The organism is Blautia argi, from assembly GCF_003287895.1.
Lineage (GTDB): Bacteria > Bacillota > Clostridia > Lachnospirales > Lachnospiraceae > Blautia > Blautia argi.
Window position 1 is genome coordinate 1,880,758 of record NZ_CP030280.1, and the last position, 26,386, is coordinate 1,907,143.

At 41.7% G+C, this 26,386-nt stretch carries 27 protein-coding genes, 1 tRNA gene and 1 pseudogene; 4 read left to right on the top strand and 25 right to left on the bottom strand.

Annotated features, from left to right (window positions below; translation table 11 throughout):
• Positions 1-247 precede the first annotated feature (247 nt).
• Together DQQ01_RS09170 and DQQ01_RS15900 are read right to left on the bottom strand one after the other, a co-directional pair.
• Positions 248-1,195, bottom strand: a complete 948-nt coding sequence (locus DQQ01_RS09170; protein ID WP_111919777.1) for a ketopantoate reductase family protein — start codon at positions 1,193-1,195, stop codon at positions 248-250.
• A 32-nt stretch (positions 1,196-1,227) separates the two neighbouring features.
• A complete protein-coding gene (locus DQQ01_RS15900; RefSeq protein WP_162624293.1) occupies positions 1,228-1,386 on the bottom strand; it encodes a hypothetical protein in 159 nt (52 codons plus the stop codon).
• Between the two features lie 221 nt (positions 1,387-1,607).
• Between DQQ01_RS15900 and DQQ01_RS09175 the strand changes: the two genes are divergently transcribed.
• Positions 1,608-1,680: transfer RNA gene (locus tag DQQ01_RS09175), tRNA-Thr, on the top strand.
• Between the two features lie 98 nt (positions 1,681-1,778).
• On the opposite strand, the gene DQQ01_RS09180 is transcribed toward DQQ01_RS09175, so the two are convergent.
• The 13 genes from DQQ01_RS09180 to DQQ01_RS09240 form a co-directional block, all read right to left on the bottom strand.
• Entirely contained in the window at positions 1,779-3,422 is a 1,644-nt protein-coding gene (locus DQQ01_RS09180; RefSeq protein ID WP_111919778.1) for a glycoside hydrolase family 43 protein, read from the bottom strand.
• 18 nt (positions 3,423-3,440) lie between these two features.
• Positions 3,441-4,817 (bottom strand): MFS transporter, encoded by a 1,377-nt coding sequence (locus tag DQQ01_RS09185; protein WP_111919779.1) that lies wholly within the window; start codon positions 4,815-4,817, stop codon positions 3,441-3,443.
• 10 nt (positions 4,818-4,827) lie between these two features.
• Entirely contained in the window at positions 4,828-6,009 is a 1,182-nt protein-coding gene (locus DQQ01_RS09190; protein ID WP_111919780.1) for a glycoside hydrolase family 5 protein, read from the bottom strand.
• Between the two features lie 184 nt (positions 6,010-6,193).
• Positions 6,194-7,027: an AraC family transcriptional regulator gene (locus DQQ01_RS09195; protein ID WP_111919781.1), complete on the bottom strand. Its 834-nt coding sequence runs from the start codon at positions 7,025-7,027 to the stop codon at positions 6,194-6,196.
• 2 nt (positions 7,028-7,029) lie between these two features.
• On the bottom strand, positions 7,030-7,581 hold the full coding sequence (locus tag DQQ01_RS09200) for a 5-formyltetrahydrofolate cyclo-ligase (protein WP_111919782.1): 552 nt from the start codon (positions 7,579-7,581) through the stop codon (positions 7,030-7,032).
• Positions 7,559-7,780, bottom strand: coding sequence for a DUF896 domain-containing protein (locus DQQ01_RS09205; protein ID WP_111919783.1), 222 nt, complete (start codon positions 7,778-7,780; stop codon positions 7,559-7,561). The genes DQQ01_RS09200 and DQQ01_RS09205 overlap by 23 nt, the downstream gene beginning before the upstream one ends.
• Positions 7,781-7,829: 49 nt before the next feature.
• Entirely contained in the window at positions 7,830-8,684 is an 855-nt protein-coding gene (proB, locus tag DQQ01_RS09210; protein ID WP_111919784.1) for a glutamate 5-kinase, read from the bottom strand.
• A gap of 107 nt (positions 8,685-8,791) precedes the next feature.
• The gene (locus tag DQQ01_RS09215) at positions 8,792-9,277 is read right to left on the bottom strand and encodes a hypothetical protein (RefSeq protein WP_111919785.1); all 486 of its coding nucleotides are present in this window, start codon (positions 9,275-9,277) and stop codon (positions 8,792-8,794) included.
• 81 nt (positions 9,278-9,358) lie between these two features.
• Positions 9,359-9,853, bottom strand: coding sequence for an rRNA maturation RNase YbeY (gene ybeY / locus DQQ01_RS09220; protein ID WP_111919786.1), 495 nt, complete (start codon positions 9,851-9,853; stop codon positions 9,359-9,361).
• A 2-nt stretch (positions 9,854-9,855) separates the two neighbouring features.
• Entirely contained in the window at positions 9,856-10,875 is a 1,020-nt protein-coding gene (locus DQQ01_RS09225; protein WP_111919787.1) for a PhoH family protein, read from the bottom strand.
• Positions 10,868-12,100, bottom strand: a complete 1,233-nt coding sequence (yqfD, locus tag DQQ01_RS09230; RefSeq protein WP_111919788.1) for a sporulation protein YqfD — start codon at positions 12,098-12,100, stop codon at positions 10,868-10,870. Before yqfD ends, DQQ01_RS09225 begins: the two co-directional genes overlap by 8 nt.
• Before the next feature lie 12 nt (positions 12,101-12,112).
• The gene (locus tag DQQ01_RS09235; protein WP_111919789.1) at positions 12,113-12,388 is read right to left on the bottom strand and encodes a YabP/YqfC family sporulation protein; all 276 of its coding nucleotides are present in this window, start codon (positions 12,386-12,388) and stop codon (positions 12,113-12,115) included.
• 39 nt (positions 12,389-12,427) lie between these two features.
• Complete coding sequence (locus tag DQQ01_RS09240) at positions 12,428-12,967, bottom strand: DUF2284 domain-containing protein (protein WP_111919790.1); 540 nt, start codon at positions 12,965-12,967, stop codon at positions 12,428-12,430.
• A 90-nt stretch (positions 12,968-13,057) separates the two neighbouring features.
• Here DQQ01_RS09240 and DQQ01_RS09245 point away from each other — a divergent pair, with 90 nt between their 5' ends.
• Positions 13,058-13,510, top strand: coding sequence for a DUF2726 domain-containing protein (locus tag DQQ01_RS09245; RefSeq protein WP_111919791.1), 453 nt, complete (start codon positions 13,058-13,060; stop codon positions 13,508-13,510).
• Positions 13,511-13,520: 10 nt separating this feature from the next.
• Here DQQ01_RS09245 and DQQ01_RS09250 read toward each other — a convergent pair whose 3' ends face one another.
• From DQQ01_RS09250 to DQQ01_RS09260, 3 genes are read right to left on the bottom strand one after another with little or no spacing between them, the layout of a single operon-like run.
• Positions 13,521-15,140, bottom strand: a complete 1,620-nt coding sequence (locus DQQ01_RS09250) for an SbcC/MukB-like Walker B domain-containing protein (protein ID WP_111919792.1) — start codon at positions 15,138-15,140, stop codon at positions 13,521-13,523.
• Positions 15,137-16,996 (bottom strand): AAA family ATPase, encoded by a 1,860-nt coding sequence (locus DQQ01_RS09255; RefSeq protein ID WP_111919793.1) that lies wholly within the window; start codon positions 16,994-16,996, stop codon positions 15,137-15,139. Before DQQ01_RS09255 ends, DQQ01_RS09250 begins: the two co-directional genes overlap by 4 nt.
• A complete protein-coding gene (locus tag DQQ01_RS09260; RefSeq protein WP_111919794.1) occupies positions 16,962-18,200 on the bottom strand; it encodes a metallophosphoesterase family protein in 1,239 nt (412 codons plus the stop codon). Before DQQ01_RS09260 ends, DQQ01_RS09255 begins: the two co-directional genes overlap by 35 nt.
• Before the next feature lie 172 nt (positions 18,201-18,372).
• Between DQQ01_RS09260 and DQQ01_RS18140 the strand changes: the two are divergent.
• Positions 18,373-19,821: pseudogene (locus DQQ01_RS18140) on the top strand (DDE-type integrase/transposase/recombinase).
• Between the two features lie 408 nt (positions 19,822-20,229).
• A complete protein-coding gene (locus DQQ01_RS09275; protein WP_111919796.1) occupies positions 20,230-20,985 on the top strand; it encodes a prolipoprotein diacylglyceryl transferase in 756 nt (251 codons plus the stop codon).
• A 95-nt stretch (positions 20,986-21,080) separates the two neighbouring features.
• Here the strand turns inward: DQQ01_RS09275 and DQQ01_RS09280 are convergent, their stop codons facing one another.
• From DQQ01_RS09280 to DQQ01_RS09310, 7 genes are all read right to left on the bottom strand, one after another.
• Entirely contained in the window at positions 21,081-21,245 is a 165-nt protein-coding gene (locus tag DQQ01_RS09280; protein WP_207657621.1) for a hypothetical protein, read from the bottom strand.
• Positions 21,246-21,285: 40 nt separating this feature from the next.
• Positions 21,286-21,519, bottom strand: a complete 234-nt coding sequence (locus tag DQQ01_RS09285) for a hypothetical protein (RefSeq protein WP_111919798.1) — start codon at positions 21,517-21,519, stop codon at positions 21,286-21,288.
• A gap of 12 nt (positions 21,520-21,531) precedes the next feature.
• Positions 21,532-22,752, bottom strand: coding sequence for an AAA family ATPase (locus tag DQQ01_RS09290; protein ID WP_111919799.1), 1,221 nt, complete (start codon positions 22,750-22,752; stop codon positions 21,532-21,534).
• Between the two features lie 33 nt (positions 22,753-22,785).
• Complete coding sequence (locus DQQ01_RS09295; RefSeq protein WP_111919800.1) at positions 22,786-23,448, bottom strand: YkgJ family cysteine cluster protein; 663 nt, start codon at positions 23,446-23,448, stop codon at positions 22,786-22,788.
• A 17-nt stretch (positions 23,449-23,465) separates the two neighbouring features.
• A complete protein-coding gene (locus tag DQQ01_RS09300; RefSeq protein WP_111919801.1) occupies positions 23,466-23,936 on the bottom strand; it encodes a hypothetical protein in 471 nt (156 codons plus the stop codon).
• A gap of 55 nt (positions 23,937-23,991) precedes the next feature.
• Positions 23,992-24,270 (bottom strand): hypothetical protein, encoded by a 279-nt coding sequence (locus tag DQQ01_RS09305; protein ID WP_199798007.1) that lies wholly within the window; start codon positions 24,268-24,270, stop codon positions 23,992-23,994.
• 90 nt (positions 24,271-24,360) lie between these two features.
• The gene (locus DQQ01_RS09310) at positions 24,361-26,379 is read right to left on the bottom strand and encodes a HelD family protein (RefSeq protein WP_111919803.1); all 2,019 of its coding nucleotides are present in this window, start codon (positions 26,377-26,379) and stop codon (positions 24,361-24,363) included.
• Between the last annotated feature and the right edge of the window lie 7 nt (positions 26,380-26,386).

Below are 26,386 nucleotides of genomic sequence, written 5' to 3' on the forward strand. Positions count from 1 at the left end.
TATATGGTGTAATCATTTTCTTCTTTTATTTTTTCTGCCTGTGCAAATACATTCTTTATCACCCGCAGAACCAACGCCATAGATTCCAATTCATATTAAAACCTCTCTTTCTCCATTTAAAAAACAGCTTCATCTGTTTTCCTTTTTCACAGGATAACATAGATGAAACTGTTTTTTAATATATTTTTATCGTTTTTCGATAATTTATTATTCTTTTTTGATATATACCAAATTTTCAAGCCCAACATCAGGATTCGGAGGTCACATATTCTGCTTTTAATTTTTTATACATTTTTTCTGACAGAGGAACCGGAACCTGCAATCTTTCCGCCTCTTTCATAAGATATCCGCTGAAAGTTTCCAATTCACTTTTCCTGCCTGCTTCCATATCTCGCTTCAGAGAACTGGTAGAGCCTTTATCCAGCTTCATAAAACGCCCATACTCGCTTTCTGTATAGCCTTCCCGAATGGAAATTCCCTTTGCCATAGCAACTGCATAAGCCTCCTTTAAAAGTTCCATAAATTCCCTGCATTTTTTCTCTGAGGTATGCAGACTATCCGTCATCTCCATGTAATAGGCTGTCAGCACATTGTAAGCACAGTTAAATATGTATTTTTCCCAGACAGCCGCCTGACTGTCCACCACATATCTGCAGTCCATACCAGCCTCCAAAAGACACCTGCAAACCTGCCTGATGCCTTCTGTTTCCTCTGCGTCTGCCTGTGTCTTTCCCACCAGAATTTTAGCATAGTTTCCAATCTGTGTAATGGAATAGTCTTCGTTAAAAAAGGCGGTAATATAGATAACTGATTCTCCTACTATTCCGTTTTTCAAAAAGTTTTTCGTCCGTTCTGCCGTATCGGCTCCATTCATAATGGGCAAAATGACTGTATGAGAATCTATACAATTCTGTAAATCCCGGCATACCTCTTCCAGTGAATAATTTTTCACACAGAGAAAAATGAAGTCTTGAATCTCCTCTATTTCCCGTCCGCTTTCTACCACTCTTTTTGCTTTTGCAGTGATTTCCCCATTGTACTGACTGTGCAGACAAATTCCTTCTTTCTCCAGAGATTTTTTGCGCGCTCCTCTTGCTACCAGGGTTACATTTTCATATGTTTTTGCCAACATACCGCTTATATATCCCCCTACGCCTCCAATTCCCACAACTGTAATTTTCACGTTCTTTTCCATAACCTCCACCTCCGAAATCAGTCCTGTTCTTCTTATAACTCTGTTTCATCTGTAAGCCCATCAACAAATTGATGACTGATGCTTTGCTGTACCAGTTCTGTGCTGCTTTCTTGCTTTTTCTCATCACAGCCTGCCAACAGACTTCCTGCCAGAATTGTGCAAAACCAAATCATGAAAACTCTTTTTTTCATTGCCTTTTCCCTTTCCTTATCTCGAGATAGCACAACCATATAGTGTACAAAAGATAGTATGTGCAAGTTTTTGAGTTATCATGCAATTTTCAAGTTCTATAATGGCACAAATACCATATGCTGTCAATGAACCTTGGGCTTTACAGAAAACTTTACGCCATTAGAGAAAAAAATCTTGACATTGAGATGAAAATTCGGTAAAATTATCAATTGTAAGTAATGCTGAAATAGCTCAGTTGGTAGAGCACTTCACTCGTAATGAAGGGGTCGTGGGTTCGAGTCCCATTTTCAGCTTAAATGCAAAAAACGGCTGAAATCTCTATAAACATTAAGATTTTAGCCGTTTTTTTATCACTTTTGTTCCATAAAATAAAAATGCTCCGCGATTTTTCTTAGTCTACCCCTTTTTTCTCATCTGCCACATACTCGAAAAAATCAAAGTCCGCATAATGCTGATGCTTTACCCTGTCTGCACAGGTAATTCCCACCATGGTACCGGTAAATTCTCCATATTTGCAATATTCATCTGAGAATCTTGTCGTATCAAAGACACGACCGATTTTTTCATAATTTTTTCCATCATAGCTCCATTCAAACCAGGATTTTCTTCCCTGTATATAAAGCCTTAAATACACAGGCTTATCCTCTACTGGAATTCTGGTATTTAGAAATTCTGTTTTCTCCCCATTTTCCAGGTGAATAATGGATAAGGCGCTTCCTCCGAGAGTTTCACTGTAATATTTTCTCAGATTAATATAATTCATGTTATCATAATACAAGATAAGTCCTGCGCTATGCTGATGAACCTCTGGTATGAACTCCATTTTCGTCGTAATTCGTGCATACACACTTGTCAGCTTTCTTGCCAGAATACTGACTTTATTCAGAGAGGTTCTGGATTCCTGTCCGCGGATTCTTACGTATCCGGGTCTCGCTTTTACATCAGCAAAACTCTGAGGCATAATCCGCGGCGCATAATAACAATTTCTCAGCTCTGACTCATCAAAATGATCCATATTCGGAATCTGTGCCACCGGATAGTCCGGCAGGGAGGATTCCGGTACTTCCATTTTTGCCAGATTACTTCCGTCTGCCATACGCAGCCAACCATCGTCTGTCCATACCATCTTCTGAATTGCCGTTTCCCGTCCAAGGGTACAGCGAAGCTCCGGAGCAAAGGGTCTGGAACAAAGATGCACCAGATAAGTTTCCCCTGTAGGAAGGTCTATATAACTTCCATGACCGGATTTCTGCAGAATGGATTCAGGATTATAGTATTTAGGCTTCAGATGATCCGGGTCATGACGCTCATAAGATTCTCCCGGCACACTGGTTACAATGGGATTCAGCGGGTCTTTCTCATAAGGTCCCCAGACGTTTTTGGAACGCCCCATGGTCACACAATGATTGTATCCGGTTCCTCCTTCCGCGCACATAATATAATAATATTCACCCTTTTTATACAAATGGGGCGCCTCTATACAGCCTCTGTCTGTACCACCTCTCCAAATACGTTTCGGGTATCCCAGGATTTCCTTCTTTTCTGAAGAGTACTCTACCATACAAATAGCGCCCGGTTTTTCATACCCTTCTCTTGTTTCCCAATCTAAAGAAACAATGTATTTTTTCCCATTTGTATCATGAAGAATGGAAGCGTCAAAACCGGAAGAATGAAGGTATACAGGCTGACTCCATGGCCCTTTAATATCCTTTGCCGTAATTAAATAATTATCCACGTCAAAGTAACGCGCATTCATGGAATTCATAACTCCATATACCACATAAAACAGATCCTCTGCCTCACAATAGGTCAGACATGGCGCCCAGATACCCTTTGCACTCGGCAGCTTTTTCAAATCCACCTGTTCCTCTGTCAACACATGGGTATATAATTCCCAGTTTTTTAAATCTCTGGAATGATATATGGGAATTCCCGGAAGCCACTCAAAGGTAGAAACCGCCAGATAATAATCTTCTCCTTTCCGGCAAATACAAGGATCAGGGTTAAACCCCGGTAAAATTGGATTTTGAATCATTTTGCTAAACCTCCTCCGTTATTTTCTGTTTCCTGCTTTACGCGCCTGAAGCTCTGCAAGAATTCCATCAAATTCTTTATCCAGATTCCAGAATTTCATAATAACCAAACCAATTACATAAACGACAATCGGAATCCACACAAAGCAAATTTTAATAGAGAACAGAGCTTCCGGTGTCTGCACCAATGCTTCTCCCACATAACCTCCTGCTTCCAGAATGACACCTAATAAAGCAGAACCAATGCCATTTCCGATTTTATAGCCAAAGCTGCATGCGCTGTTTACAAGGCCCTCTGTACGATATCCTGTTTTCCACTCACCATAATCAATGGTATCGGATACCATTGCCCACATGGTTGCTCCTCCGCAGGAATTGCCAATCCCTCTGATAATACTGGATACAACAATCAGCGTCATAGAACCTCCGGAAAAATTTAAAATAAGCATTCCCACAATATCGAGAACCAGCCCTACCGCAAACACATTTCTCTTACCAAGTTTTTTTACCAGCATGGCAATAAAAAACATTCCCGCAATCTGTACTACATTAAAAATACCATTAATGGTTGCCACAAGATCTCTGCTTCCCAGGATATCTTTTGCATAAAAGACAGTAGCGCCTCCATTTACCGAATACATCAAAAAGAACAAGGCCAACATTCCTGTCATCATAATCCAATATTTGTTTTGAAACAGAGCTTTAACTCCTTCCTTAAACGGAACATCTTTTACCTGCCCATTTTCCTGAGCAACCGGTTTTACACGTTCCTTTGTCCCAAAGAAATTAATTAAAAATGCTGCAACTGCTACCACACCGAATACACAAAAGGTCTTTGTCCATGCAGATGCGTTATCTCCAAATTTTTCGACTAATGGAAGAGTGAATGTATTGATAAGCAGGGTTCCTGCCGTTGCCAGAAGGTTTCGGAAAATACTCAGCACAGAGCGTTCATACGCGTCCTGTGTCATCAAGGCATTCAATGCCGAATACGGTACATTAATAGCTGTATAAATAACTGTCGATACTAAATTATAGGTAATAAATACATACACTAGCTTTGGTGTTTCTGCCCAGTCTGTGGGGACGGAGAAGAGCAAAATTCCGGAAATAGCAAAGGGAATACACATGCGAAGGAGCCAGGGTCTTGCTTTACCGAATTTTGATTTTGTTCTGTCTACAATCACCCCCATAATGATATCACTGATTCCGTCAAACACTCTGGAAATCAGCATAATCGTTCCCACTGCAGCAGCGTTTACTCCAGCATAATCTGTATAATAAAATAACAGGAATGCTGACATTGCCGTATAAATAATATTACAGCCAAAGTCACCGCAGCCATATGAAAATCGTTCTGCAAGTCTTGCAAACGTCTGTTTATTTTTTCTTTCCATTTCTCATTCCTCAGCTTTCTGTATTCTCTTGCACCGGAAACCACCCCTGCGCAACACATTTTCCCAAATCCCAGGCGTCCCAGCCTATCCAGTTGGAATCATTTACCGTATCAAGAAGCAGTTTATAATTCCAATAGAAATATCCGCTTCCCTTTTCCCATGCGGCAAGCTGTACATCTGCCAGGGTTCTGTAAATTTTCTTCTTTTCTTCCGGTGTAAAGGCTTCTTCTGCAATGCCTTCCATACCATTTAACACTGAACGTCCTCCCTTGGTATCATGACCGCAGGCCAAAGAATTAAACAGGCACCACTCGCCGCAAATCACAGGAAAATATTGCTCCATCTCTTCTATCATTGGCTCCAATACCTCTTTTACATAGGTTGTATACGCCTCCAGGTTCTGTTGACAGCCGTCCATCTCTGCAACCATAAGATATTGGTGGGTATCCAGTACTACGTTTTGGAATTCTTCCTCCTGCATAAAGTCTTTCCAGGCATAAATATCAAATCCGTCGTGAAAAACAACTGCTTTCTCTTTAGGCATATATTTACGCATACGTCCATATGCCTCTTTATAAAACGCTTTCAAAAATTTTATCTGTACCGGTGCGCTTCCCTTTGCCATTTCCGGATCCACTGCCGGATATCGCTCTAAGCTATTAAAGGTATCCCATGCTTTTTCTGTCAAAGGTTCGTTTAAAATCTCAATTCCCCACAGTGCTTCCTTTTCCCCATATCTTTTCGCAAGTTTTTCCAGAACCTGCAGGGTGAATTCTACACTTTCTGGCTGTTGGGCCCATTTAACAACTCCGGACAGACCGCCATTGTCGAATCCATTCTGACTTCCCGGAACAGTATGAAGGTCAATTAAAATCTGCAATCCATATTTTGCTGCCCATGCAAATGCTTTATCCAGTTCTTCTGTACAGCCAAGAAATGGAAGACAATCTCCAAAGATAAAGTACGGTATGGGAATGCGTACCATATCCAGACCAAATGATTTAATTTCTGCAAAATCGCGCTCCGTAATATAGGAATTGCGATGTAGCTTTATTCTGGCTTCATAAACTTCTTTTGACAGCTGTCTGGGCAGATAATATTCATCTTCGGCAGTTGTTCCTTCAAATAATGCCGGACTCATCCATTTTTCCAGCACTAGCCAATTCCCCAAATTAACACCTTTGATATTCATTTTCTTCTCCTCTTATTTCCTAATCATTCAAACATTTATACTGTGATTTATCCAGATATTTTAGAATTCATGAATTCTTTTGATAGCCTTATTATATACCAGTCAGCTTCGGGAAAACAGTCTTTTTACAAACCAAAAAACAGGTCAAAACAAACTTTTTCAATTTGTTTTGACCTGTTTTCTCTTATTTTCTGTACACGTCCCTGGGAGAACAGCCATATAACTCCCGAAACATACGTCGGAATACCTTTTCGTTATAAAATCCGTGACGCTCGCAGATTTCCCGTATATTCAAATCCGTATTCAGCAAATCTGTATATATTTTTTCTAATCGCACTCTGTATAAGTACTCCAAAAATGTAATTCCCATACTCTTTTTAAAAAAGCGCGAAAAATAGATTTCATTCAATCCAACCTTATCCGCAATTTCTGAAATACTGATAGCTTCTGTATAATGCTGTGTAACATATTCCATAATAAACTGAATCCGTTTCATATTCTTCTGATTTCGATACAATTCTTTCTGGTTCACTTTATAGGAAAAAGAATGAATCAAAATATAAAGTAATTCAAAAATCAGACTATAACATCGGAACTGATATCCTTCTACCTGAAACTGATAAGCAATCCACAGATTTTGTAAGGTGCTTCCGATTTCACGCAGCTTTGTCTGTACCCGCGGATCCTTTGAATGATAATCAATAGAAAATACATACTGCCGAATATCCGGCACCAGTTTTTCCAAAAATGTCACCGGAATCTGTAATAAAATTGCGGTATTTCCGGACAAACACTTTGTGGAATGAATGCTCATGGGATTTACCACTACAAATTCGCCTTCTTTTAACTGACGTACCTGGTTATTGTCCTGAAATTCCAAGTCCCCATGAATCAGATATACGATTTCAATCCAGTCATGAAAATGTTTATTTATAACACTTCCTGTATCTATGCGAAAATCCAGATAAACCTCCAACATTTCATTGGGGGATATAAATTCATGTTTATAGCTTTGCATGCCTACTCAATCACCCGCGCCTCTGTCACAACTTTCTGAGGAAAAATATCCGTTACTTCTGCCGGAACCTCCTCCACAATCTGAAATTCAAAGGCAACTGCAACGGTTTTATGCTTTGGGTGCTGACTTAAATAGCGGTCATAAAATCCCTGCCCATAGCCTGCTCTGTGGCGGTTAATGTCAAAAGCAACACCCGGTACCACAAGAAACGCCGTTTCCTCTAAAGCCTCTTCTCCTTCACTCGGCTCCGGAATCTGAAAATATCCGGGAGAGAGCTGGTCAAAAGACGTAATATAGTAGTATTTCATTTCATGGGCTCCCGTGACCTTTGGAACCGCTACCCGCTTTCCCGCCTTCCACGCAGCTTCTATAATGCCTTTTGTAATAACCTCTTTATTATAATCCGCATAAGCGTACACACAGTCTGCCTGCTGAAATTCCGGAAGAGCAAGAATCTTTTCGCAAATAACCCTGCTGTTTTCCTCCACTTCCTCTACAGAAGTTTCTTTTCTTCTTCCAAAAATATATTTTCTAATTTCCTTTTTTGAGTCCATATTTTTCTCCTAAATTCGTAATGCTTCCATCATCTTCCTGTACACTGATGTTGTCAAGCTGTGCCCTTAAATTCATACGGATATTGGCAATGTATTCTGTACGAAGCTTTTTCTGCTCTTCTTTTTCCTCGGGTGTAAGTCCTTCTCCTTTGGATTTTCTCGCAAGCTCATTGATTCTGTTAATTTTTTCCTGATTCATGCTATGTAATTTCTCCTTTTTATCCTATCCATTTTCGTTTCTAAAAGTCCTACAGATTTTCAAACATTCTACGAAGCTCTGCGTCCTCTCTGTCGCGCGACAGGAACAACGTTCCATGCTTTCTTCCCTGCATAATTTTATGAATCACATGGAAATCACTGCCGTTGGCAATGACCATGTCCGTGCCTGCTGCTGCTGCAATCTGAGCTGCTGCCAACTTGGTAGCCATTCCCCCGGTTCCCACCTTGCTGCCGGAAGACCCCTTTCCCATTTCCAGAAAGTGTCTGTCCAGCTCTTCCACTACATCAATGAACTGTGCATCTGGATTCACATTAGGGTCATCTGTAAACAGTCCGTCTATATCTGAAAGAAGAATCAGCATATCTGCTCCTGTAAGCGCTGCTACCAGAGCGGACAGGGTATCGTTATCTCCAAATGTATTTACATACTGGATTTCATCTGTGGAAACGGTATCGTTTTCATTTACCACAGGAATGGCTCCCATATCCAGAAGACTGTTAAAGGTGTTTCTGGCATTTTCCCTTGTGATGTCATTAATCATCGTGTATTTTGTCATTAAAACCTGGGCTGCTGTCTGGTTATATTCTGCAAACAGTTTCTGATAAATCATCATAAGACGCGCCTGTCCGATAGACGCGCATGCCTGTTTTTCCGCCAGCTCTGTGGGCTTTTCCTGTATGCCCATAACCGCTCTTCCCACGGCAATGGCACCAGAGGATACCACAATCACGTCCTTCCCCTGGTTGTGCAAATCTGCCAGCTCTCTTACCAGAATCTCCATTTTTATCAAATCCAGTCTTCCGTTTTCCTGATGAGTCAGGGAAGAAGAGCCGATTTTGATAACAATTCTTTTTTTATCCTTTAGTTTTTCCCGAATATTCATGTGTATGCTACCTCGTTGAAGCTTTCCTTTTTCTTATGGTATACTGTCCTGTATATAGTACACTATTTTAAAAAATTCGTCCAGACAGTGTTTACGGAACATAGCATTTAGCTGGAATAATTCTCTAAAAAGCTGTACAGCTCGTCCTGTGTCTTTATATCCTTTCCCAAAAGCACTTCGGACTGCAGTTCTTTTGGCAAAGCTTCCAACGGGATATCCGTATATTCAAAAACCGTATTTCCGGGCTTTTCATACACAACCACACAGCCTTCCTCCAGACGAAGCTGATACCCCTCTTTTGCATGTTTCCTGGTTTCTTCTGTTCTTTCCTGCTGCAACACCACCCGTTTCTCTCCATAAGACATCATGCGGTAGCGCTCCTCCTTTAATGTTCCCTGGTCATAGCGCTGAAAAACAAAGGTCTGCCCTTTTGGATTTACAGAGGCGGATACCTGCTGCTGCACCTGGGCGCTGCTCTCCTCCAAATCATAAATTCTGTCTTTTAAATCTGCCACTTGATAGCTGAGCATAAAACCTGTACTGAAAAACAGCACAGCAAGAAAAAAGCCGACACCGTAGATTATTCTTTTCATAAGAACCTCCCTTATCTGAATGGTTGTTTCCCTCTGTTCAGAATATAGTATCGACTGTTTTCTTCTCTTTTATTCATTTCCTTATCTGGTAATTCTCAGACCTTCCAGTATTTCTGCCTGTTTCTTTTCCATGACTGCTGCTTCCTCTGGAGTCATATGGTCATATCCCATAAGATGCAGCATACTGTGAGCAATGAGAAAGGCAAACTCCCGCACCTGTCCGTGTCCATAGCTTTCTGCCTGCTCCTGCATTCTGGGAACACAAATCATAATATCTCCCAGCAAAAGCTCCCCGGTATCCGGATGGAAACAGGAGGCGTCTTCCTCTGCATGGGAAAAATCTGCCGGAGTTTCAAAATCTAACATGGGGAAAGACAACACGTCGGTAATACGGTCGATCTCCCGAAATTCCCTGTTTGTTCTCTGAATTTCCTCATTTCCGGTCAAAACCAGATTGATTTCCGCCTCATAAGGGCAGTTCTCGTAATCCAGAGCCGCCTCTGTTACCTTTTTTGCCAGCTCCTCATAATCAAAATCCAGAGGGGTTTCGTATTCCATTTCAATATTTAAAGTCATACTTATCTTCTCCTGTCATTTCTGCCGAACTTTTCTTTTCGGACCTCTTTTTTCTCCGGCTTCTCCTTTTTCTCGTATTCATCATAAGCCTGTACAATTTTCTGCACCAGAGGGTGACGCACCACGTCTTTGTTTGTCAGTTCACAAAAAGCAATGTCCTCTACCTTGCGAAGCACACGCAGAGCAACGTCCAAACCGGAACGGGTTCCTGATGGCAGGTCTTTTTGGGAGAGGTCGCCTGTCACGATTACCTTTGAACCAAAACCAATTCTGGTAAGGAACATTTTCATCTGCGCCGGAGTGGTATTCTGGGCCTCGTCCAGAATAATAAAGGCATTATCCAGGGTTCTTCCTCTCATATAGGCCAGAGGCGCTACTTCTATCAGCCCCTTTTCCATGTTTTTGGCAAAACTGTCTGCTCCCATGATTTCGTACAGGGCATCATAAAGAGGACGCAGATACGGATCTATCTTACTCTGTAAATCTCCTGGCAGAAAGCCTAATTTTTCCCCTGCCTCAATAGCCGGGCGGGTAAGGATAATCCTTCCCACCTCATCATTTTTAAAGGCTGTAATCGCCATTGCCATAGCAAGATAGGTCTTTCCTGTCCCCGCAGGTCCCATGCCAAATACAATCATTTTCTTTCGTATCTCGTCTACATATGTCTTCTGTCCCAGAGTTTTTGGCTTAATCGGTCTGCCGCTTAAAGTATGGCAGATGCAGTCTTTGTCAATCTCTGTAATAGCAGAGGTTCTCTCCTCCATGGCAAGAGAAAGTGCATAATTGACATTTTGCTGGGTAATAGTGTTTCCTCTCTGGGATAATTCCAGAAATTCCTTCAGTATTTTTACTGCCTGGTCACAGGAGGGTCTGGGGCCTAAAATCTTAATCTGTCCATCTCTGGAAATTACAGTAACTCCTAAAGCTCTCTCCAGCTTTTTTACATGTTCATCAAACTGACCGAACACATTTCTCTCATGCTCTGCAGGTAATTCCATTTTTTCTTCACAAATATTACTCATTTAAGTCTGTATTCCTTTCTGTCGGCTGCTCCGGAATCTGTATCGGGACTTCCTCTCCTGCCTCTTCAATGACGGATATACTGCCTTTTGCCCTGCAAATTCCGTTCTGTATTCCTATTTTAACATGATTTGCAGATATTTGAACCCCCTTTTGCCGGAAACTTTCCAAAACCAGGTTCAGACGCTTCTTTGCCCTCTCTCTTGCCTCCTCTGGCGTATAGGTGAAAATTTCTGTCTGATAGGCATAATCCGTACTGGTACCATAAAAAACAGGCAGCTGGAAATTTTCCGTAAGACGTACCTGCTTGAGGCTCGTAATGGTATCAAATTCCTTCCAGGAGGCTTTCCTTTTTGTATCCAAACAGTAATCCCCTATCTGCAATACATATCCCTTCTTTTTTTCTCCTGTATAAACCGGTTTTCTGTATTTCATGGGAAATTCCTGATAATACTCTAACTCGTATTCAATAAAAACATCAGCGTCTGCCTGTGTATATTCCTGGCGCACCAGCTCCTTACTGTCATTTTGGATATCCAGCGTTCCGCGAACCAGCACTTCTCCTTTTGTGCAGATATCCCCTGCCTTTTTTACCGGAGTTCCCCTACGGGTTATCATAGAAACAATACGTCCGCTCCGCAAGGCTACAAGGTCGCAGGCCCTCCCCTCCTTTTTGTCTTTTCCCTGATAAATATTGTCATTCTCACGGATTTCCAGAATCAGTCTGCTGCCAGAAATCCGTGCAGACACCCAGGTAATATTGGGAAACTCCCCTCTCAGCTTTTCTGCAATCGCTCCGCAGTCCAGTTCTTTTTTCAAAACCCCGTGTTCAATATCAAGTTGTTCCAGATAACGGAGAATACTCTGGGTGCTGTTATGTATATTTCCCTCTACATGAATGTTCCAGATATGCCGGGAAAGAACTGCCAGCAGAAAAAAGCCTATAAAAATCCCGATAAAAAATGCCTTTCTTTTTTTGTTGCGGTAAAAAAAGAAGGGCAGTCCATATTTTCCTGTAATTTTGATTCTGGTGTGTGTCTTTTGGCATATTTTCTTCAACCCGTAAAAATCCTTTACGGACAAGTTCATTTCCAGTTTATTTCCTTTCTGCATCAGATTCCAGACCCTGATTTTGTGATAAGCGCATAAATTCAAAAACCGCTCCGGGCTGTCCGCACAGATGCAAATGCGTACATACCCTTTGCGGTAAGCTTTCCAGTCCTGCAAGGTGCAACCTCCTCATAAAAATAAAATTCCGCTGATTTCTCCAGTTATTTTCATCTCTACATCTGTATAATAGGCAATCACCAGATTTTTTCCCTCTATCTGAATTTTATGATGTCCGGACAGCAGGATAATACAGGTATCCTGATACTGGCGGATACACTTATAATTCTCAATATACAGTTCCCTGGCGCCGGTAAGCGTCAACACAGGATCCTGATAAGACAAGTCCTTTGGAATCTGCAGCGAATCTCCCAGCTTTCCTGCAAGTTCATGCAGTTTTCCTTTCATCTTCATGCCCCCGGAAGTTCTGTTCCTTACAACATATGTCTATTTTATAAAAAGAATACCAAACCACAGAATCTGATTTGCACTTAAGGTAAATTCCATATCATACTTTTCTGCCAATTCTGACACAATAATCCCATGACTCTCTACACACGGGTGCATTTTCTCAGGAAACCGGCAGGGGAGTCCCTTAGGGAAGGTACATTCTTCGCAGATATCACAGGATTCTGTGGACAATGCCATGCAGGCACTGCCCTGCTGTCGGATAAATCCTTCTATGGCAGCCGTAATAGCCTCATGCTCTTTTCTGGTAGCCAATGTTTCTTCAAAATTAATCACATCTGAAACTTCGGCAATGGTGGAAAAGAGAAAACATTCTCTGTAGCTCAGACAGCGCTTCCGACACTCCTCCACGGTTCCCACTGCAGGTGGACAGGCCCAGGTGGAATTATAACGTTCACATTCCTTTTCGCAAATCCACCTCACCCGGAAAGAAAAGGCAATTTCCTTCGGGTCAAAAAAGGCGTATTGGTATACCGGATACTGGCAGATAAATTCTTCAATTTCCTCATGTGTAATCATTTTTCTTTTCTCCTTGCATTTTTCTTTGGAATCCTTTATAATAAAATATATCGAACATACATTCGCTTTATTCTACGGAGGTACTTACAGATGAATCCACTTTCTTATATACTGGGCAGCGTTCTGTTGCTGCTACTGATCCTGTTTTTTGTCCTGCTGCACAAGAGAAATTATTACCCCTATGCAGCAAAACACCTGCTTACCAAAAGAGAATATCGTTTCTACCTCCTCTTAAAGGAAGTTGCAGATGAATACCATTATATCATATGTCCCAAGGTTGGTGTCAAAGATTTGCTGGCTGTCACGGACAAAAAGCAATATATGAAATATTTTCACAAAATCGCCCAGAAGCATGTAGATTTTGTCATTTGTGATAAGGACTTGTATGTACTTTTCGCCATTGAACTGGACGACACCACCCACGAAACAAAAGACGCCAAAAGAAGGGATCACTTAAAAAACAAAGCCTTTGCTGCTGCGGGAATTCCTCTAAAACGAATCACAGACATTGACAAACGGCAGATACGTCGACTGTTTCGCTAATCCATGGAACTCAGGCTTCTTCTATCCGTACCTTACTGCCGCCTTCTCCCAGCCTTGCAGGCTCTACAATCAGATGCATGGGAATCCTTGCCTTAATCTCCTCCACATGGGTAATGATTCCCACACTTCTTTTTCTATTTCTGATTTTTTCCAACGCTTCCATCACCACTTCCAGACACGATTCGTCCAGTGTACCAAAGCCCTCGTCTAAAAAGAAGAATTCCAGAGGAGCTGCTCCTTTCATCTGAATCTGGGATGAGAGAGCAAGAGCAAGGGCAAGGGAAGCCATAAACGTTTCTCCTCCCGACAAGGTAGAAGCCGGTCTGGAAACTCCACCATTTTTGTAATCCCGTATAATAAACAGACCGTTTCCGTCTGTTTCCAAACCATAGCTGCCCCCTGTCATTTCTTTTAGCTGCACATTTGCCTCTCTGGAAACATATTCCAGATAATACCGGGATACATATTCCACAAAACGTTTTCCTCGAAACAGCCCTTCCAGTTCTGCCAGAATATCCAGCTTATGCAGAATTTCTTTCTGTTCTGTTTCCAGCTTTTCCTTTTCTTTCAATGCTTTAGTCAAATGGCAAATCTGCTGTTTCAGACTTCCCAGTTCCCGGTTTCCCCCGGCATTTTCCTCTTCCAGACTCCTGACCTTTTCTTTTAGAACTTTAAGGGGTATCTCCAAAGTGGGAAGAACTCTCCTCTGCTTCTGGATTTCTTCTAAGCGCACTTGCAGCTTCATACAGGTTTCTCTATACGTTTCTATCTGCTTTCTCAGCTGCAGCAGTTGGTCTTCCTCTCTTTGATACAGCACAATCCAGCTTTCCTCTGCGATGCCGTATTCCTGCATTTTTTCCTGTAAAATCTTCTGTTTTCTACAAAACTCCGCCTCCAGAGCTTCTAAAAGTGCTTCTCCGGCTGCAAAGTCACGGCTGACGGCTTCCAGCTCTCTTGTCAGGCTTTCTGCCCGCTTCTGAACCTCTGCATAGTCTTTCCGAATTTTCTCCGTCTTTTCCCGGAGTTCTCTGCACCGCTTTTCAGGTTCTTTGCAGGAACCGGCCTTTGCCTGTACCTGTTTTTCCAGCTCTTCGATTCTCTCTGTCTGCTTTGCCAGCGTGATCTCCAGACGGGCTTTTTCCTCCTTTATCCCCTGAATCAGTCCCTCCCCCTTTTCCTTATTTTGTACCCGGGCAGTAATGGCAGCCTCCAAAAGCTTTATTTGCTGCTGTTTTTCCTCCCGGATACGATTTTTCTCCTGTAAATTTTCATAGGCAATTTCAAAATCCTGCACCTGGCTTTTTTTCTTTAATTCTGAAAGCTTTTGAATTTCCTGCTCTTCCTCTTTTTTCAAAAGACGAATTTCTTCCTGCATTTCCTGTTCCCTGGTTGTTTGATGTACCTGTTCCGCTTCTGCCCTTGTTTTTTTTGTCTGTAAATCCAACAGTGCCTCTTCCAGTTTTTCACGGCTCTTTTCCTTTAAAAGAAGCTGCTCTTCCAGGAAAGTCCTCAATCTTCTTCTTTCCAGCAGTCCCTCTTCCAGCTTCGGCAGATTTTCTTCTAACCATTTTTTATTTAAAAGCTGCAGGCTCCCCATAGTCTCCCCGGCTTTTTCTTCTCCCTTTTTCACCAGCGCTTCCAGGCGGGAAATCTCCGCATATACTTTCTGAAGCTTCTTTTCTGTCTCTTCTCTTTTTCCGTTGTAATCCGGGAACTTTCTTCCTGCTCAAAATGAGCGCCGCTTTTTTCGTGATGAATGCTGCCACACACCGGGCAGGGCTGTCCTTCCCTAAGTTCAAGTGCCAGAATTGATGCCAGATGTTCCAGATACCGTTTCTCCCATATCTGTTTTTCTTTTTGGCAGATTTCCAGTTCTTCCTTTCTTTCTGCCTGCTCTTTTTTATAAATCCTGCACTGTTTTTCCTGCTCTTCTATTTCCTGCTGCAGGTGTCTTGCCTTTTCCTGTTCTGCTTTTACTGTTAAAACATATTCTGTTTCTTTCTCTGCATCAGGAAGCGCTCTCTGCTGTTTTTGCAAATCCTTTGTTTCTTTTTCCAGTACCTGTCTTTCTTTTTCCTTCTGCTCTGTCTGTTCCTTTATCACCGCATATTGCTTCTGTGATTCTTGCCTTTTCTGCACAAGTTCCTCAAGGCGGGTCTGCAAAGTTTCTCTGCGTGCAGTCTTTTCTTTTACTTTTCCGCAAAGACGGTATCCCTCTCCGATTTCCTGCTGCTTCCCGGCAGAAACTGTATTTGCCTCTGCTTCCACAGCAATCTGTTCTTTCTGCGCTTTGCGAGCTTCTATGTCCTGCAAAAGCTTTTCCATTTTCAGATTCGATTCTTCTAATCTCGCGGCAGTCTGCAAAAGTCTTTCTCTGGTTTCTTTCTTCCCGGTTTCTTCTCTGCGAAGCTGTGTTAAAAGAGAAGCCGCTTCTGCAAGTCTTTCCATCTCTATCTGCAAAGCAGGTAATTCTTCCTGCACCTGCGTCTGAAGGCTCTGTCTGACTGCCTTTATTTCCTTTTCCTCTTTCTGTTTCTCCTCCAGCATATTTCTTTGCAATTCCTGCTTTTTACATGCTGATGTCCAGTCAGCTTCTGCTTCTTTCGCCTCTTTGCTAAAAGCTTTTAAAGCATTGGCCTTTTCTGCCATCTGCTCCTCGTTTTGCAGGTTCTGTATTTCAGCTTCCCTCTCCTTTTGTCTGCCTGCCTCCAAACACAATGCTTCATACTCGGCTTCCAGGGCGGCAGCTTTTTCTCCCTGCTCCAGCCTTTTACGGGTTTCTTTTAATTCCTCTTCTTTTTCTGACGCCAGTGCCTTCTGTTCTGCCTCCCTTTTTAGCAATCTTTGCAAATCTTCCTGCTCTATTTCCTGATACCGGGACATCGCTCCCTCTTTTTCCTGCCATTTCCCATTCCACAGGGACGCTCTCTCTTTTACCAAAACTGCCATCTGCTCTCCGTATTTTTCCAGATGAAACAGTCTCTCCAGCATTTTATTTCGCTCCATTCCCTCCAGCTTCAAAAATTCCGAAAACTTCCCCTGAGGAAGCACAACGGTACGGAAAAAATCTTCTTTTGACAGTCCCAGCACTTCTCTGCATTTCTCATTTACAACGCTCACCTTATCTGCCAGAATCTCTGCATTTCCTTCCGTCAGCTCCGCAAACCGCGCGCTGTGGCTGCGAATAGCTCCTTCCTTTGAGCGTTTAAAACTTCGAAACACCTGATAAATCCGTTCTTTCTTTTCTTTCACAGAAAACGTGTATTCCACAGTTCCTCTCTCTGCATTTACATTGATAAAATTCGTGCTGTTTCTGGCAGTGGTTCCATAAAGAGCCAGAGTCATACCGTCTAAAATACTGCTCTTTCCACTTCCCGTAGGACCGAAAATTCCAAACAGTCCCTGACTGGACAGCGCCTGAAAATCGATTTCCTGCTCTTCTAAAAAGCTGTTAATCCCCCTGATTTTCATTCGGATTGGTTTCATACTCTGCCTCCTTTTCCATAATATCTCGCAGCATATCCAAAATCTCCTGCTCCGGAGCTACGCCCTTTTTTTCCATGTAATAACCGAGAAACAGTTCTTCAAAGCTCTTTTGTGCAAAGGCAGTCATACCCACCTCTGTCTGTTGTGCAGGAAACACAGGAAGCACTTCCAAAATATCTTCTTTGTATTTTTTCAGTTCCTTTAGCTGTTCCTCCCGTATATAGGTATCTGTATAAATCTGCAAATACACATAGCAGGCACGCTCCCGGTTTTCCATACATTTCTCCAGAGCTTCCTCATAACTTCTGCAAACCCATTTTTCAATAGGCTTTGGATTATCCAGATACAATTCTTGCACCTGAGCTTCCATGCCTGGGTGCAACTCTATCAGACAGCACTGTTTTGCGACCACTGTTTCCTGCAGACGGTAGGGAAGAAGGGAACCACTGTAGCGAATTCTTCCCTTGCTCCCCACGACCTTTTGCGGTCTGTGGACGTGTCCAAGAGCAACATACTGTGCGCTTTTTGGAAAGACTTCCGGAGGCAGCAGATAACTGTTTCCAAGCATCATTCCCTGTTCAGAGCCATCTTTTACGCTTCCCAGAGTAAACACATGGCTCATCAGCAGATTTACTGTGTCCTTCTGATACCAGCGTGCTTTCCGGGTAAAAAGGTCCTCCAGTTTTTGGGCATAATTTTTTGCCTCTTTTTCTTCTTCCTCCCCGGATTGATAAAAAACCTCATTCAGGGATTTCTCACTTAAATAAGGGACACAGACAAAAACTCCTTTCTCCTCTTTATGATAAAAAGAAAAAACGCCCTCTTCCAAAGAAGTAAGCTCAAACTTTCCGTATTTTCCGGAGGGAATCCTGGTTCTGGGTGTGCCGTAAATGACAATTCCATGTTCTTTTACAAGAGGCGCAATGGCTTCCAGTCTGGAGGGCTGGTCATGATTCCCTGCTATCAGCACCACAAGCCGTTCCCCATTTGCACTTAAATCCTTTAAAGTCTGATATAAAAGGGCTTCCGCTCCGGCAGAAGGGTGACTGTTATCGAAAATATCCCCTGCAATACAGACCATGTCTGCCTGGTTTTCCTCTGCCATACGAACCAACTGCCCCAATACGACTTCCTGCTCCTTTAATCGACTTTTTCCTTCTAAAAGCTTTCCAATATGCCAATCTGCGGTATGTAATATTTTCATAAAACTGCTCTCTCTATTTTAAAGGTAGTGTCAAAAACTACCCATTTTTTATTGTTTAAATCTATTAAAAACCTTGATTTTTAGGGAAATCTGCAATAAAAAGAGCATTGACCTCCCTTTTTTGGTATAATGTCAATCGCCAAACCAACATCCCCGAAAGGAGCCAATGCTCATGGACATTATACAATACTTACTTTCTTTTATTCAATACCAACACCAACAAATCTGCTGGCTTTTAAATTTTATCTGCAGATATATCCTCTTAAACAGTGGGCTTTCGATGATTCTCATTCTCCCAAATATCAAAAATTCAAAGTTGATGAACTTCCGGTCATTAAAACCTTTGTCAAACAGGACTGGCAATTCCTTCTAGAATACTATACATGGAAGTATCACAAATCACTCAAACCAGTGCAACGACGCAATGGAAAATCCATTCCTGAAGATACCATCTGCCCCTTATGCGGTGCTCCACACCATTTCATCTATGACAACAATGGTGGAAACGGACAATACCAGTGTAAAGTTTGTGGTCAGACTTTCATCTCAGGTGAAGTAGCTTCTGCACCTGTTCGTTTCATCTGCCCTCACTGTGGTAAGACCCTTGTAGCTAAAAAAGATCGCAAGTTCTTTCGTATACATAAATGTGTAAATCCGAAATGTCCTTATTATCTGCACAATCTCAAAAAAGTTGAGAAGAAGGATCTAAAAGAGGACTATGGCAAAAATAAATATAAACTCCATTACATCTACCGTGAATTCACTGTAGATTTCTTTACCATGGATTTAAATTCACTACCTAAGAATGCTTCATCCTTAAAATTTTCCAAACACAACGCACACGTCATGTCTCTTTGCCTGACCCTACATATCAACCTTGGATTATCTCTAAGAAAAACATCCCAAGCACTAAAAGACCTTTACAACATCAGCATCTCCCATCAGCAGATTGCTAACTATTGCAAAACTGCGGCTGTTTGCATTAAGCCCTTTGTGATCATTATGACTATAAAACAGGAGATGTTTTACCGCTGATGAAACCTATATCAAAGTAAGAGGAATCAAAGCTTATATCTGGTTTATCATGGATGCTGCAAGTCGTTCTATCATCGGATACCAGGTCTCAGACAACCGAAGTGTCGGTCCCTGTATCCTTGCAATGAGAATGGCTTTTCGACATCTCACAGAACTACCGAAAAAATTTAAATTCATTGCAGATGGATATAGTGCATATCCACTAGCTGCCATGGAGTTTGCTAAAAAATTTAAAGATGATTTTAAATTTACCATCACACAGGTTATCGGTTTAACCAATGATGACGAAGTTTCAAAAGAATTTCGTCCTTATAAACAGATGATCGAACGTCTCAATCGCACCTACAAAGTTTCCTACCGAACTACCAATGGTTTTGATAATTATGAAGGTGCCAATTACGATTTAGCCTTATGGGTTGCTTACTATAATTTTCTGCGCCCACACAAGCACAATCATTATCAGGTACTCAACAAAGCTGATATGCTAAATGGCGCTGATAATATGCCAGGTAAATGGCAACTGCTCATTTTCTTAGGACAACAGACCATCTTAAACCTTCAAACTGAAAGTTCTAATTGTTCTTAGATTCCGAGCCTGAGGTAATATATCCAGCCATCGAAAGCAACGCTTTCGGCTTGCCCTTGATGGCACGCAAAAGAACTGCTACACTGCTGTATTCGACGGAAGAAGTTCTAACTGTTCTTGAGTTCTTCGCCGTCGGTGATTTATCTACAGCAGTTCTTTTGCGTGCTGTCAAGGGTGGCGTAAACTTACCTCAAACTAACATATCTGCAATTTTCAAGGTTCATCTGAGCCTTTTTCTTATCGCTCAGTTTTTCATAACTCAGTTGACACTACCATTTTAAAATTCAAATTTTCAGTTACTGTTTTTAAGTATAGCATTGCTGTGTGGCAAAAGACAATAATGCTTTTTTTGGAAAAAGGTGTTATAATGGGGAAATAAAATCTAACAGAAGAAAGTGAGTAAAAATTATGAAAAATGATTTATTCTCCATAGGTCCTTTCACCATACATGGATACGGACTTATGATTGCCTTGGGCATTGTGGTGTGTGTCATCATGGGAACCTACCGTGCGAAAAAACATGGATACAAGGAAGACGCAGTTCTGGACATTGCTATTTTCAGCGTCCTCGCCGGTTTTCTTGGCGCAAAACTTTTGTTTGTACTGGTAGAATTCGACCGTTTTCTGGAAAATCCCATGCAGGTGTTGGGTTCTGAGGGCTTTGTGGTATACGGAGGAATCATTGCCGGTGTCCTTGCCGCTGTTCTGTACTGCCGCATCAAAAAGCTTTCCTTTTTGGAATACTTTGACTTACTGGCTCCCTCTGTTTCCATTGCGCAGGGGTTTGGACGAATCGGGTGTTTTCTGGCAGGTTGTTGTTACGGACGGGAAACCCATGCATTCTGGGGCGTCACCTTTCCGGAAGGGAGTTTTGCCCCGGCAGGAGTTCCTCTGATTCCCACACAGCTCTTATCCTCTGCAGGGGATTTTGCCATTACAGGAATCCTGCTGCTCTATAGCAAACACAGCAAACAAAAGGGCAATACCGGCGCCTTGTATTTGCTGCTTTATGGAATCGGGCGTTTTCTGGTAGAATTCCTCCGTTCTGATGACAGAGGAACCGTAGGTATCCTCTCTACTTCTCAGTTTATCTCCATAGGCATTGTGCTTCTTGCCATATTGATGTTTTGGAGAAACTCTGTGAGAAAAAAGAAAGAAGAGTAAACCAACTCCATAGAAATTTCAAAATTCCATAAAAAACCTTCAAGCGAATAGAAAACTGAATTATTCGCTTGAAGGTTTCTTTTTTTATGTATCTGTCATGCCGCTTCAATTCTTATCTGAAGTTCATTTAAAAACCTTTGAAAACTTGGTGACAGATTTTCTTCTAAATTTAAAACACTTCCTATTTTATCTGCCCATTCACATTTTGCTTTTCCCGTTTCACTATAACTATTTCTGGATTTCTTTTGTAAAGCAGCCAATCCTCCCGGATATACCATATTTGCCAGAACTTGCCATGTATCACATATTCCTTAAAGATTGGTCGAAACCTCTTAAGTATACCCGGAGATTATTTAACAAATTCCCCCCTTTTCGCTCTTGTAAACTACCCTTTGTCGGTAAATGTCCAATACCTCTAAAAGATTTTGTATCAAAACCAATATATTTATTTTTGTATTTTGCCTGTAGCTTTTCCATGATATGGTTTACTATAATTTCCGTTGAACTGTCTTCTATCAAAAACTGAAAATACATACTTCTCTCCTGTTATCCAAAATATCTGCTATACCACATATCTCCCAGAGGAACACCTTCTCCTGACAATTCTTTTACAAAATCATACTCTGATGCTCGTTTGATATTAGAAAATCCATCTTTTCCTTTTTCTAAAACCCATACACTATTCGGAGATAATGCATTTACAAAGAAAGGACTATGTGTTGTCACAAAAAGTTGTTTTGAATATCCTGTTCCTACGCTTCTTACCATCTCATCTGCTAATAATTTTAAATACTGATGATATAATCCATTTTCAGGCTCTTCAATAAATACTAATTGACGCGGATTACTTTCGTGCAATAACAAATAATATGCAAATAATTTCAATGTTCCATCTGACATTTTGGGAGAATAAAAGGCATTTTTAAAACCCTTTTCCCAAAATTTGAGCATCATTTGACCATTATCAAATTTTACAGGTTCAATTTTTTCAATATTTGGTAATTTTGTCTGTATTTCCTTTAATACCTTTGTGAAATCTCTCTTATTTTCCCGATACATATACTGCGCAACATTATTTATGTTACTTCCTGTTCGATTTAAATATGGCTGCGGAGCTGCCGTCTGTAATGTACGCGCCGCATCAGGAGAAAAATAGCATAGATACCAACTCTTCAAAAAGTTTAAAAACTTCTCAATTCTTTCATATTGCTTCATAGCACCTAAGGTTACAATACCAAGTTTTCTGATATCAGCTAATTCTACGTCAACCTTTTCGCCCTGCACACTGCGTCCATCATCGTCTGCTCCACCTTCTTTTCCTTCATATGCATAACCACGACCATTTTGCAAAAGTAAAAAGGACAACGGTCTGCCTCTTTTTGTTACACGCTGACGCAGACGCTCTTCTTTTACATATGGACGCCCCATAGCGTCTTCATCAATTTCCAGTTCATATGTGATTGGACGTATAGTATTCTTTTCACGATAATATAATTCAAATTTCACAGGCTCATCAATGCCCTGTGAACGAATCTGCTGAAATCCTCCTCTGTTTTTCGCATCACAGGCAGCCTCAACTCCAATTTCCAGACAATCTGCCAAAAATCCAAAAGCATCTGCCAATGTGCTTTTTCCGTTCCCACTTGGTCCGATAACAGCTGTAATATTCCCTAAAGCTTCCCCTTTCTGGTTGTTTAAGGTTTTTCCCATTACAACATCTTTTAGCGGGCCGAAATTTTTAATTTGTACACCTTCTATCTTTCCCATATACTTATTACCTCCTAATTCCTGTTATCCCACTTAAAAAAAGTATTCCTCCGCCCTTTTTCTTCTTTCTTCAAACTGCGCATAAAAACCCTTTTCCGGTTCATAAGGCGCAAGATAAAAGGTCTTCAATACAAACATACAAGCGTTTTTTACTGCTGCCTCGCTCTCCAGACACTCCAAAATTTTCCCTGTCCTTTTCAGAAAATTGTGCCAGTTAAGTACAAACTTCTCATATTTCTGGATTTCCGGTATTCCCAGCCATTTGCTGATTTTCACCTTTGTCTTCGGATTTTGGGGACATTCCTGTACCTGAAGAAAATACCGGAAGCCCTGTTCCTCATAAATCCGCCCCAGAGGAAACATTCTGCAAAAACCCGGTCGAAAGGCATGGATACTGCATCTTCCCTGCTCATTTAAAAAGGAACACTGCTCCTTCTCTCCCACCATTTTCAGGTTCGGCAAAATCATGCCATCTGCCATATGAAGCTCTACAGCGCTTTGCAAAAGCCCCTCAAAACTGGTTTTTAAGTTTTTACAAAGCTGGTATACATCAAAAGGGTCTAACACAATGGAATTTCCCATGCCCCTGCAGCAATCGGAACAGCCCTTGCAGTCGTTACAACCCGCTTTTACCATATCGCTATGACGGTACAGCCTTCCGTCAGAAATTGCCCCCATATCCAGTTCTCTTAACATAGTTTTCTCCTTTTTCTCTATACACGGTATTTCCAGTAATAAAGTCCCTCGGCTGCCACAATTTTTTCCAGAAGCACCTTTAAGCTTTCACTTTCATGATAAACGGCAATGCTCAAAACGCCCCCGCTGATACTGATAATGGAATCTTCACCGCCCAGCAGAATATCGATTTGTCCACGTTTCTTTAAAATCACCTTTTTCATTAATTTTACAATCATCTCACACCGCTTATCCTTCAGCCACCCCTCTCTCTTGTTTACCAGAGGCTTATATTCCTCCACATAGATTTCAAAAGGAAAATAGCACAGCACCTTCAGCACAATGGCAATGGTTTTATCGCAAAACTCCTGTAAATGCTTATCCTGCAGAAAATACTGCTCTGCCTCCTCATAAAAATCGTCCTCCTCTGTGGAAACCGCTCTTGGCAAAAAATCAATAATCCGGTAATCCTCGCTAAATAAAAGGCTTAGTTTTTCACTTCTGTTCATGCTTATACTCCTCTCATTTCCCTGCTGTCCGCTGTTGCCCCTTCCTTTACAGCCGTCAGTTTTTTATCTGCTCAAGCCCTGCAAAAAACAGCTCATAAAAATCATCTTCTCCTTCAAGCACAGGAGAATTTTCTCCGCCTCCATTGGTGCTTCTTTTCATTTCTGCGTAAAAAGCTTCTCCTGCGTTTATCAGCTCCATTTCATAAATTTCATAACCTGACTCTCTGCATTTTTTACAAAAGGCACTGAGAGGATTTGCCTCCTGACGGGTTTTTAAAAGTTCCTGTCTGAGTTTCTCATCTTTTCCAGCTCTTTGCTGCAGTTCGTCCAACATTTCCGGTATACTTCTCAAGCTCTCAACCTCCCAAACTGTTTTTTCTATTGTATCGCTTTCTGATAAGAATGGCAAACAAATTTTCCGTTCCTACACCTCATACACGGCAAGCTCATGAAGCGCCCTGGTTGCACAGATGTATTCCGCCTGCCGCAAAAGCCCGTTTTTTTCTTTTCTGCCAAGGACAAATACCCGATCAAATTCCAGCCCCTTTGCCAGATAAAAAGTGGTAACTGTAATTCCCCGCTGAAACGCCGAACTGTTGCGGTCAATGTAAGAAACCTCCCCCAGCCTTTCCTTTAAATACCCATAAGCCTCCAGAGCCTCCTGCTCTGTCATGGTAAGGACTGCTGTGGTTTCATAATCGCTGCCCTTCTGAAGCTGCAAAAGAATTTCTTCAAGTACCTCCTGCTGATTGGCAAAGATCTTTTGTTCTACTGCTTTTCCATGGCGTTCTAAAAGCTCCATATCCGTAAGCCCTGCTATTTGATTGGCATAATTTGCAATTTCTACGGTGTTTCGATAGCTTTTCTTCATAAGGATTATCCGAGTCTGTTTTCCCAGAATTCCGGGAAGAAATTGCAATACATCCTGCTGTTCTTCCTCCATGGTCTGGGCACAGTCCCCCAAAATCGTCATTTTACATGGGAAAAGCTCTGCCAGTATGGTATACTGCAAAAAGGAATAATCCTGCATTTCATCAATAACCAGATGTTTGATGTTTTTTTGTCCCTTTTTTCCCAAGAGCCGGTATTTCAGATACAGCATGGGATACACATCTTCATATCTTAAAGTCCGCTTTTCATAGGAAACAGCAGGCAAAGGCTTCCAACCGGCTTCCTCTAAAAGCTGATTATACAGCACATACACATCTCTGGTTGCATACATACCCATAAATTCCCTGGTAAGCCCCTCTTCTTCCTCCTCCGTCAATTTACGGTTATACAGGGTTTCATATTCATCGGTAAAATACTCCTGAATTGCTTCCATGCGGGCCAACAGTGGAATTTCCTGAAATTTAAAGTAAAAAAGTTTCACCAACTCTGCTTCTGTCTTCACAATACCCTTAAAAGAAACCTCATGAAACTCCATCAAACTGTCCTCCAGATTTGCCAGGAACATTTCTGCAATCCCCAGAAATTCTTCCGACTGCTTTTGGTGTAAACGCTCTGTTTCTTCCGGTAAAGGGCACAAAAGTTCCCGTTCTATCTGGTCATAGCGGTCTTCACAGTCTGTCACAATTTCCCGAAGTTCCCGGTATGCAAACAGATCAAAACTCATTTCCTGTATGTTTTCTTCCCCAAGCTCAGGCAGAATATGCGAAATATAATCAGAAAATACACTGTTGGGAGAAAGAATCAAAATATTGGAAGATTTCATGTTTTTCCGGTCATGATACAAAAGATAGGCAATCCGGTGAAGGGCTATAGAAGTTTTACCGCTGCCTGCTGCTCCCTGAATCACCAGGATTTTATCCTTTGTGTTACGGATAATGGCATTTTGCTCTTTCTGTATGGTGCGTACAATATTTTTCAGCTGGATATCTCCATTTCCGCCCAGCTCTGCTTTTAAAATTTCGTCATCAATCTTCATATCGCTTTCAAATTCATACAGCATTTTCCCCTGGCGGATCTTATACTGCCATTTGGAATGAATTTCACCCGTAAGCGTACCTGCCGGCGCCTCATAGCTTGCCTCCCCTTTGTCAAAATCATAAAAAAGACTGCTCACCGGCGCACGCCAATCGTAAATATAGGGAACCTGCCCTGTTTTTTGAGAAAAATTTCCAATACCGATATAAAAGGACTCTGCCTCCTCTTCCCCGTCATAACAGAAATCCACCCTTCCGAAAAAAGGAGCATCTAACATTTTTTCCAGACGGTGCCGCAGCATGCGCTGTTCCTGATTGGCGTTCACCTGTCCCAAAAGCGCCTGCTGGTTATCAAAATTTTCATAGCCATACTGGTCCATCTCCGTATAGTTTTCCCAGTAATATTCATGCATACCCTGAATCTCCTGCTCTCCCTGAGAAATGGACTGACTGACCTCCCGGATTCTTTCTTTTAATTTTTCTGTGACAAAGCTCAGATAGCGTTTTCCCTCACTCATAATGTTC

Excerpts from the sequence above, each read along its gene's own strand:
- DQQ01_RS09245 (WP_111919791.1), top strand. The coding sequence starts at position 13,058 with ATGAATCCACTTTCTTATATACTGGGCAGCGTTCTGTTGCTGCTACTG.
- ybeY (WP_111919786.1), bottom strand. The coding sequence starts at position 9,853 with ATGACTTTAAATATTGAAATGGAATACGAAACCCCTCTGGATTTTGAT.
- DQQ01_RS09260 (WP_111919794.1), bottom strand. The coding sequence starts at position 18,200 with ATGAAAATATTACATACCGCAGATTGGCATATTGGAAAGCTTTTAGAA.
- proB (WP_111919784.1), bottom strand. The coding sequence starts at position 8,684 with ATGAATATTCGGGAAAAACTAAAGGATAAAAAAAGAATTGTTATCAAA.
- DQQ01_RS09285 (WP_111919798.1), bottom strand. The coding sequence starts at position 21,519 with ATGTATTTTCAGTTTTTGATAGAAGACAGTTCAACGGAAATTATAGTA.
- DQQ01_RS09195 (WP_111919781.1), bottom strand. The coding sequence starts at position 7,027 with ATGCAAAGCTATAAACATGAATTTATATCCCCCAATGAAATGTTGGAG.
- DQQ01_RS09300 (WP_111919801.1), bottom strand. The coding sequence starts at position 23,936 with ATGAACAGAAGTGAAAAACTAAGCCTTTTATTTAGCGAGGATTACCGG.
- DQQ01_RS09205 (WP_111919783.1), bottom strand. The coding sequence starts at position 7,780 with ATGAATCAGGAAAAAATTAACAGAATCAATGAGCTTGCGAGAAAATCC.
- DQQ01_RS09305 (WP_199798007.1), bottom strand. The coding sequence starts at position 24,270 with ATGTTGGACGAACTGCAGCAAAGAGCTGGAAAAGATGAGAAACTCAGA.
- DQQ01_RS09215 (WP_111919785.1), bottom strand. The coding sequence starts at position 9,277 with ATGAAAAGAATAATCTACGGTGTCGGCTTTTTTCTTGCTGTGCTGTTT.
- DQQ01_RS09180 (WP_111919778.1), bottom strand. The coding sequence starts at position 3,422 with ATGATTCAAAATCCAATTTTACCGGGGTTTAACCCTGATCCTTGTATT.
- DQQ01_RS09310 (WP_111919803.1), bottom strand. The coding sequence starts at position 26,379 with ATGAGTGAGGGAAAACGCTATCTGAGCTTTGTCACAGAAAAATTAAAA.
- DQQ01_RS09170 (WP_111919777.1), bottom strand. The coding sequence starts at position 1,195 with ATGGAAAAGAACGTGAAAATTACAGTTGTGGGAATTGGAGGCGTAGGG.
- DQQ01_RS09240 (WP_111919790.1), bottom strand. The coding sequence starts at position 12,967 with ATGATTACACATGAGGAAATTGAAGAATTTATCTGCCAGTATCCGGTA.
- DQQ01_RS15900 (WP_162624293.1), bottom strand. The coding sequence starts at position 1,386 with ATGAAAAAAAGAGTTTTCATGATTTGGTTTTGCACAATTCTGGCAGGA.
- DQQ01_RS09290 (WP_111919799.1), bottom strand. The coding sequence starts at position 22,752 with ATGGGAAAGATAGAAGGTGTACAAATTAAAAATTTCGGCCCGCTAAAA.
- DQQ01_RS09185 (WP_111919779.1), bottom strand. The coding sequence starts at position 4,817 with ATGGAAAGAAAAAATAAACAGACGTTTGCAAGACTTGCAGAACGATTT.
- DQQ01_RS09295 (WP_111919800.1), bottom strand. The coding sequence starts at position 23,448 with ATGTTAAGAGAACTGGATATGGGGGCAATTTCTGACGGAAGGCTGTAC.
- DQQ01_RS09200 (WP_111919782.1), bottom strand. The coding sequence starts at position 7,581 with ATGGACTCAAAAAAGGAAATTAGAAAATATATTTTTGGAAGAAGAAAA.
- DQQ01_RS09225 (WP_111919787.1), bottom strand. The coding sequence starts at position 10,875 with ATGAGTAATATTTGTGAAGAAAAAATGGAATTACCTGCAGAGCATGAG.
- DQQ01_RS09275 (WP_111919796.1), top strand. The coding sequence starts at position 20,230 with ATGAAAAATGATTTATTCTCCATAGGTCCTTTCACCATACATGGATAC.
- DQQ01_RS09255 (WP_111919793.1), bottom strand. The coding sequence starts at position 16,996 with ATGAAACCAATCCGAATGAAAATCAGGGGGATTAACAGCTTTTTAGAA.
- DQQ01_RS09235 (WP_111919789.1), bottom strand. The coding sequence starts at position 12,388 with ATGAAAGGAAAACTGCATGAACTTGCAGGAAAGCTGGGAGATTCGCTG.
- DQQ01_RS09190 (WP_111919780.1), bottom strand. The coding sequence starts at position 6,009 with ATGAATATCAAAGGTGTTAATTTGGGGAATTGGCTAGTGCTGGAAAAA.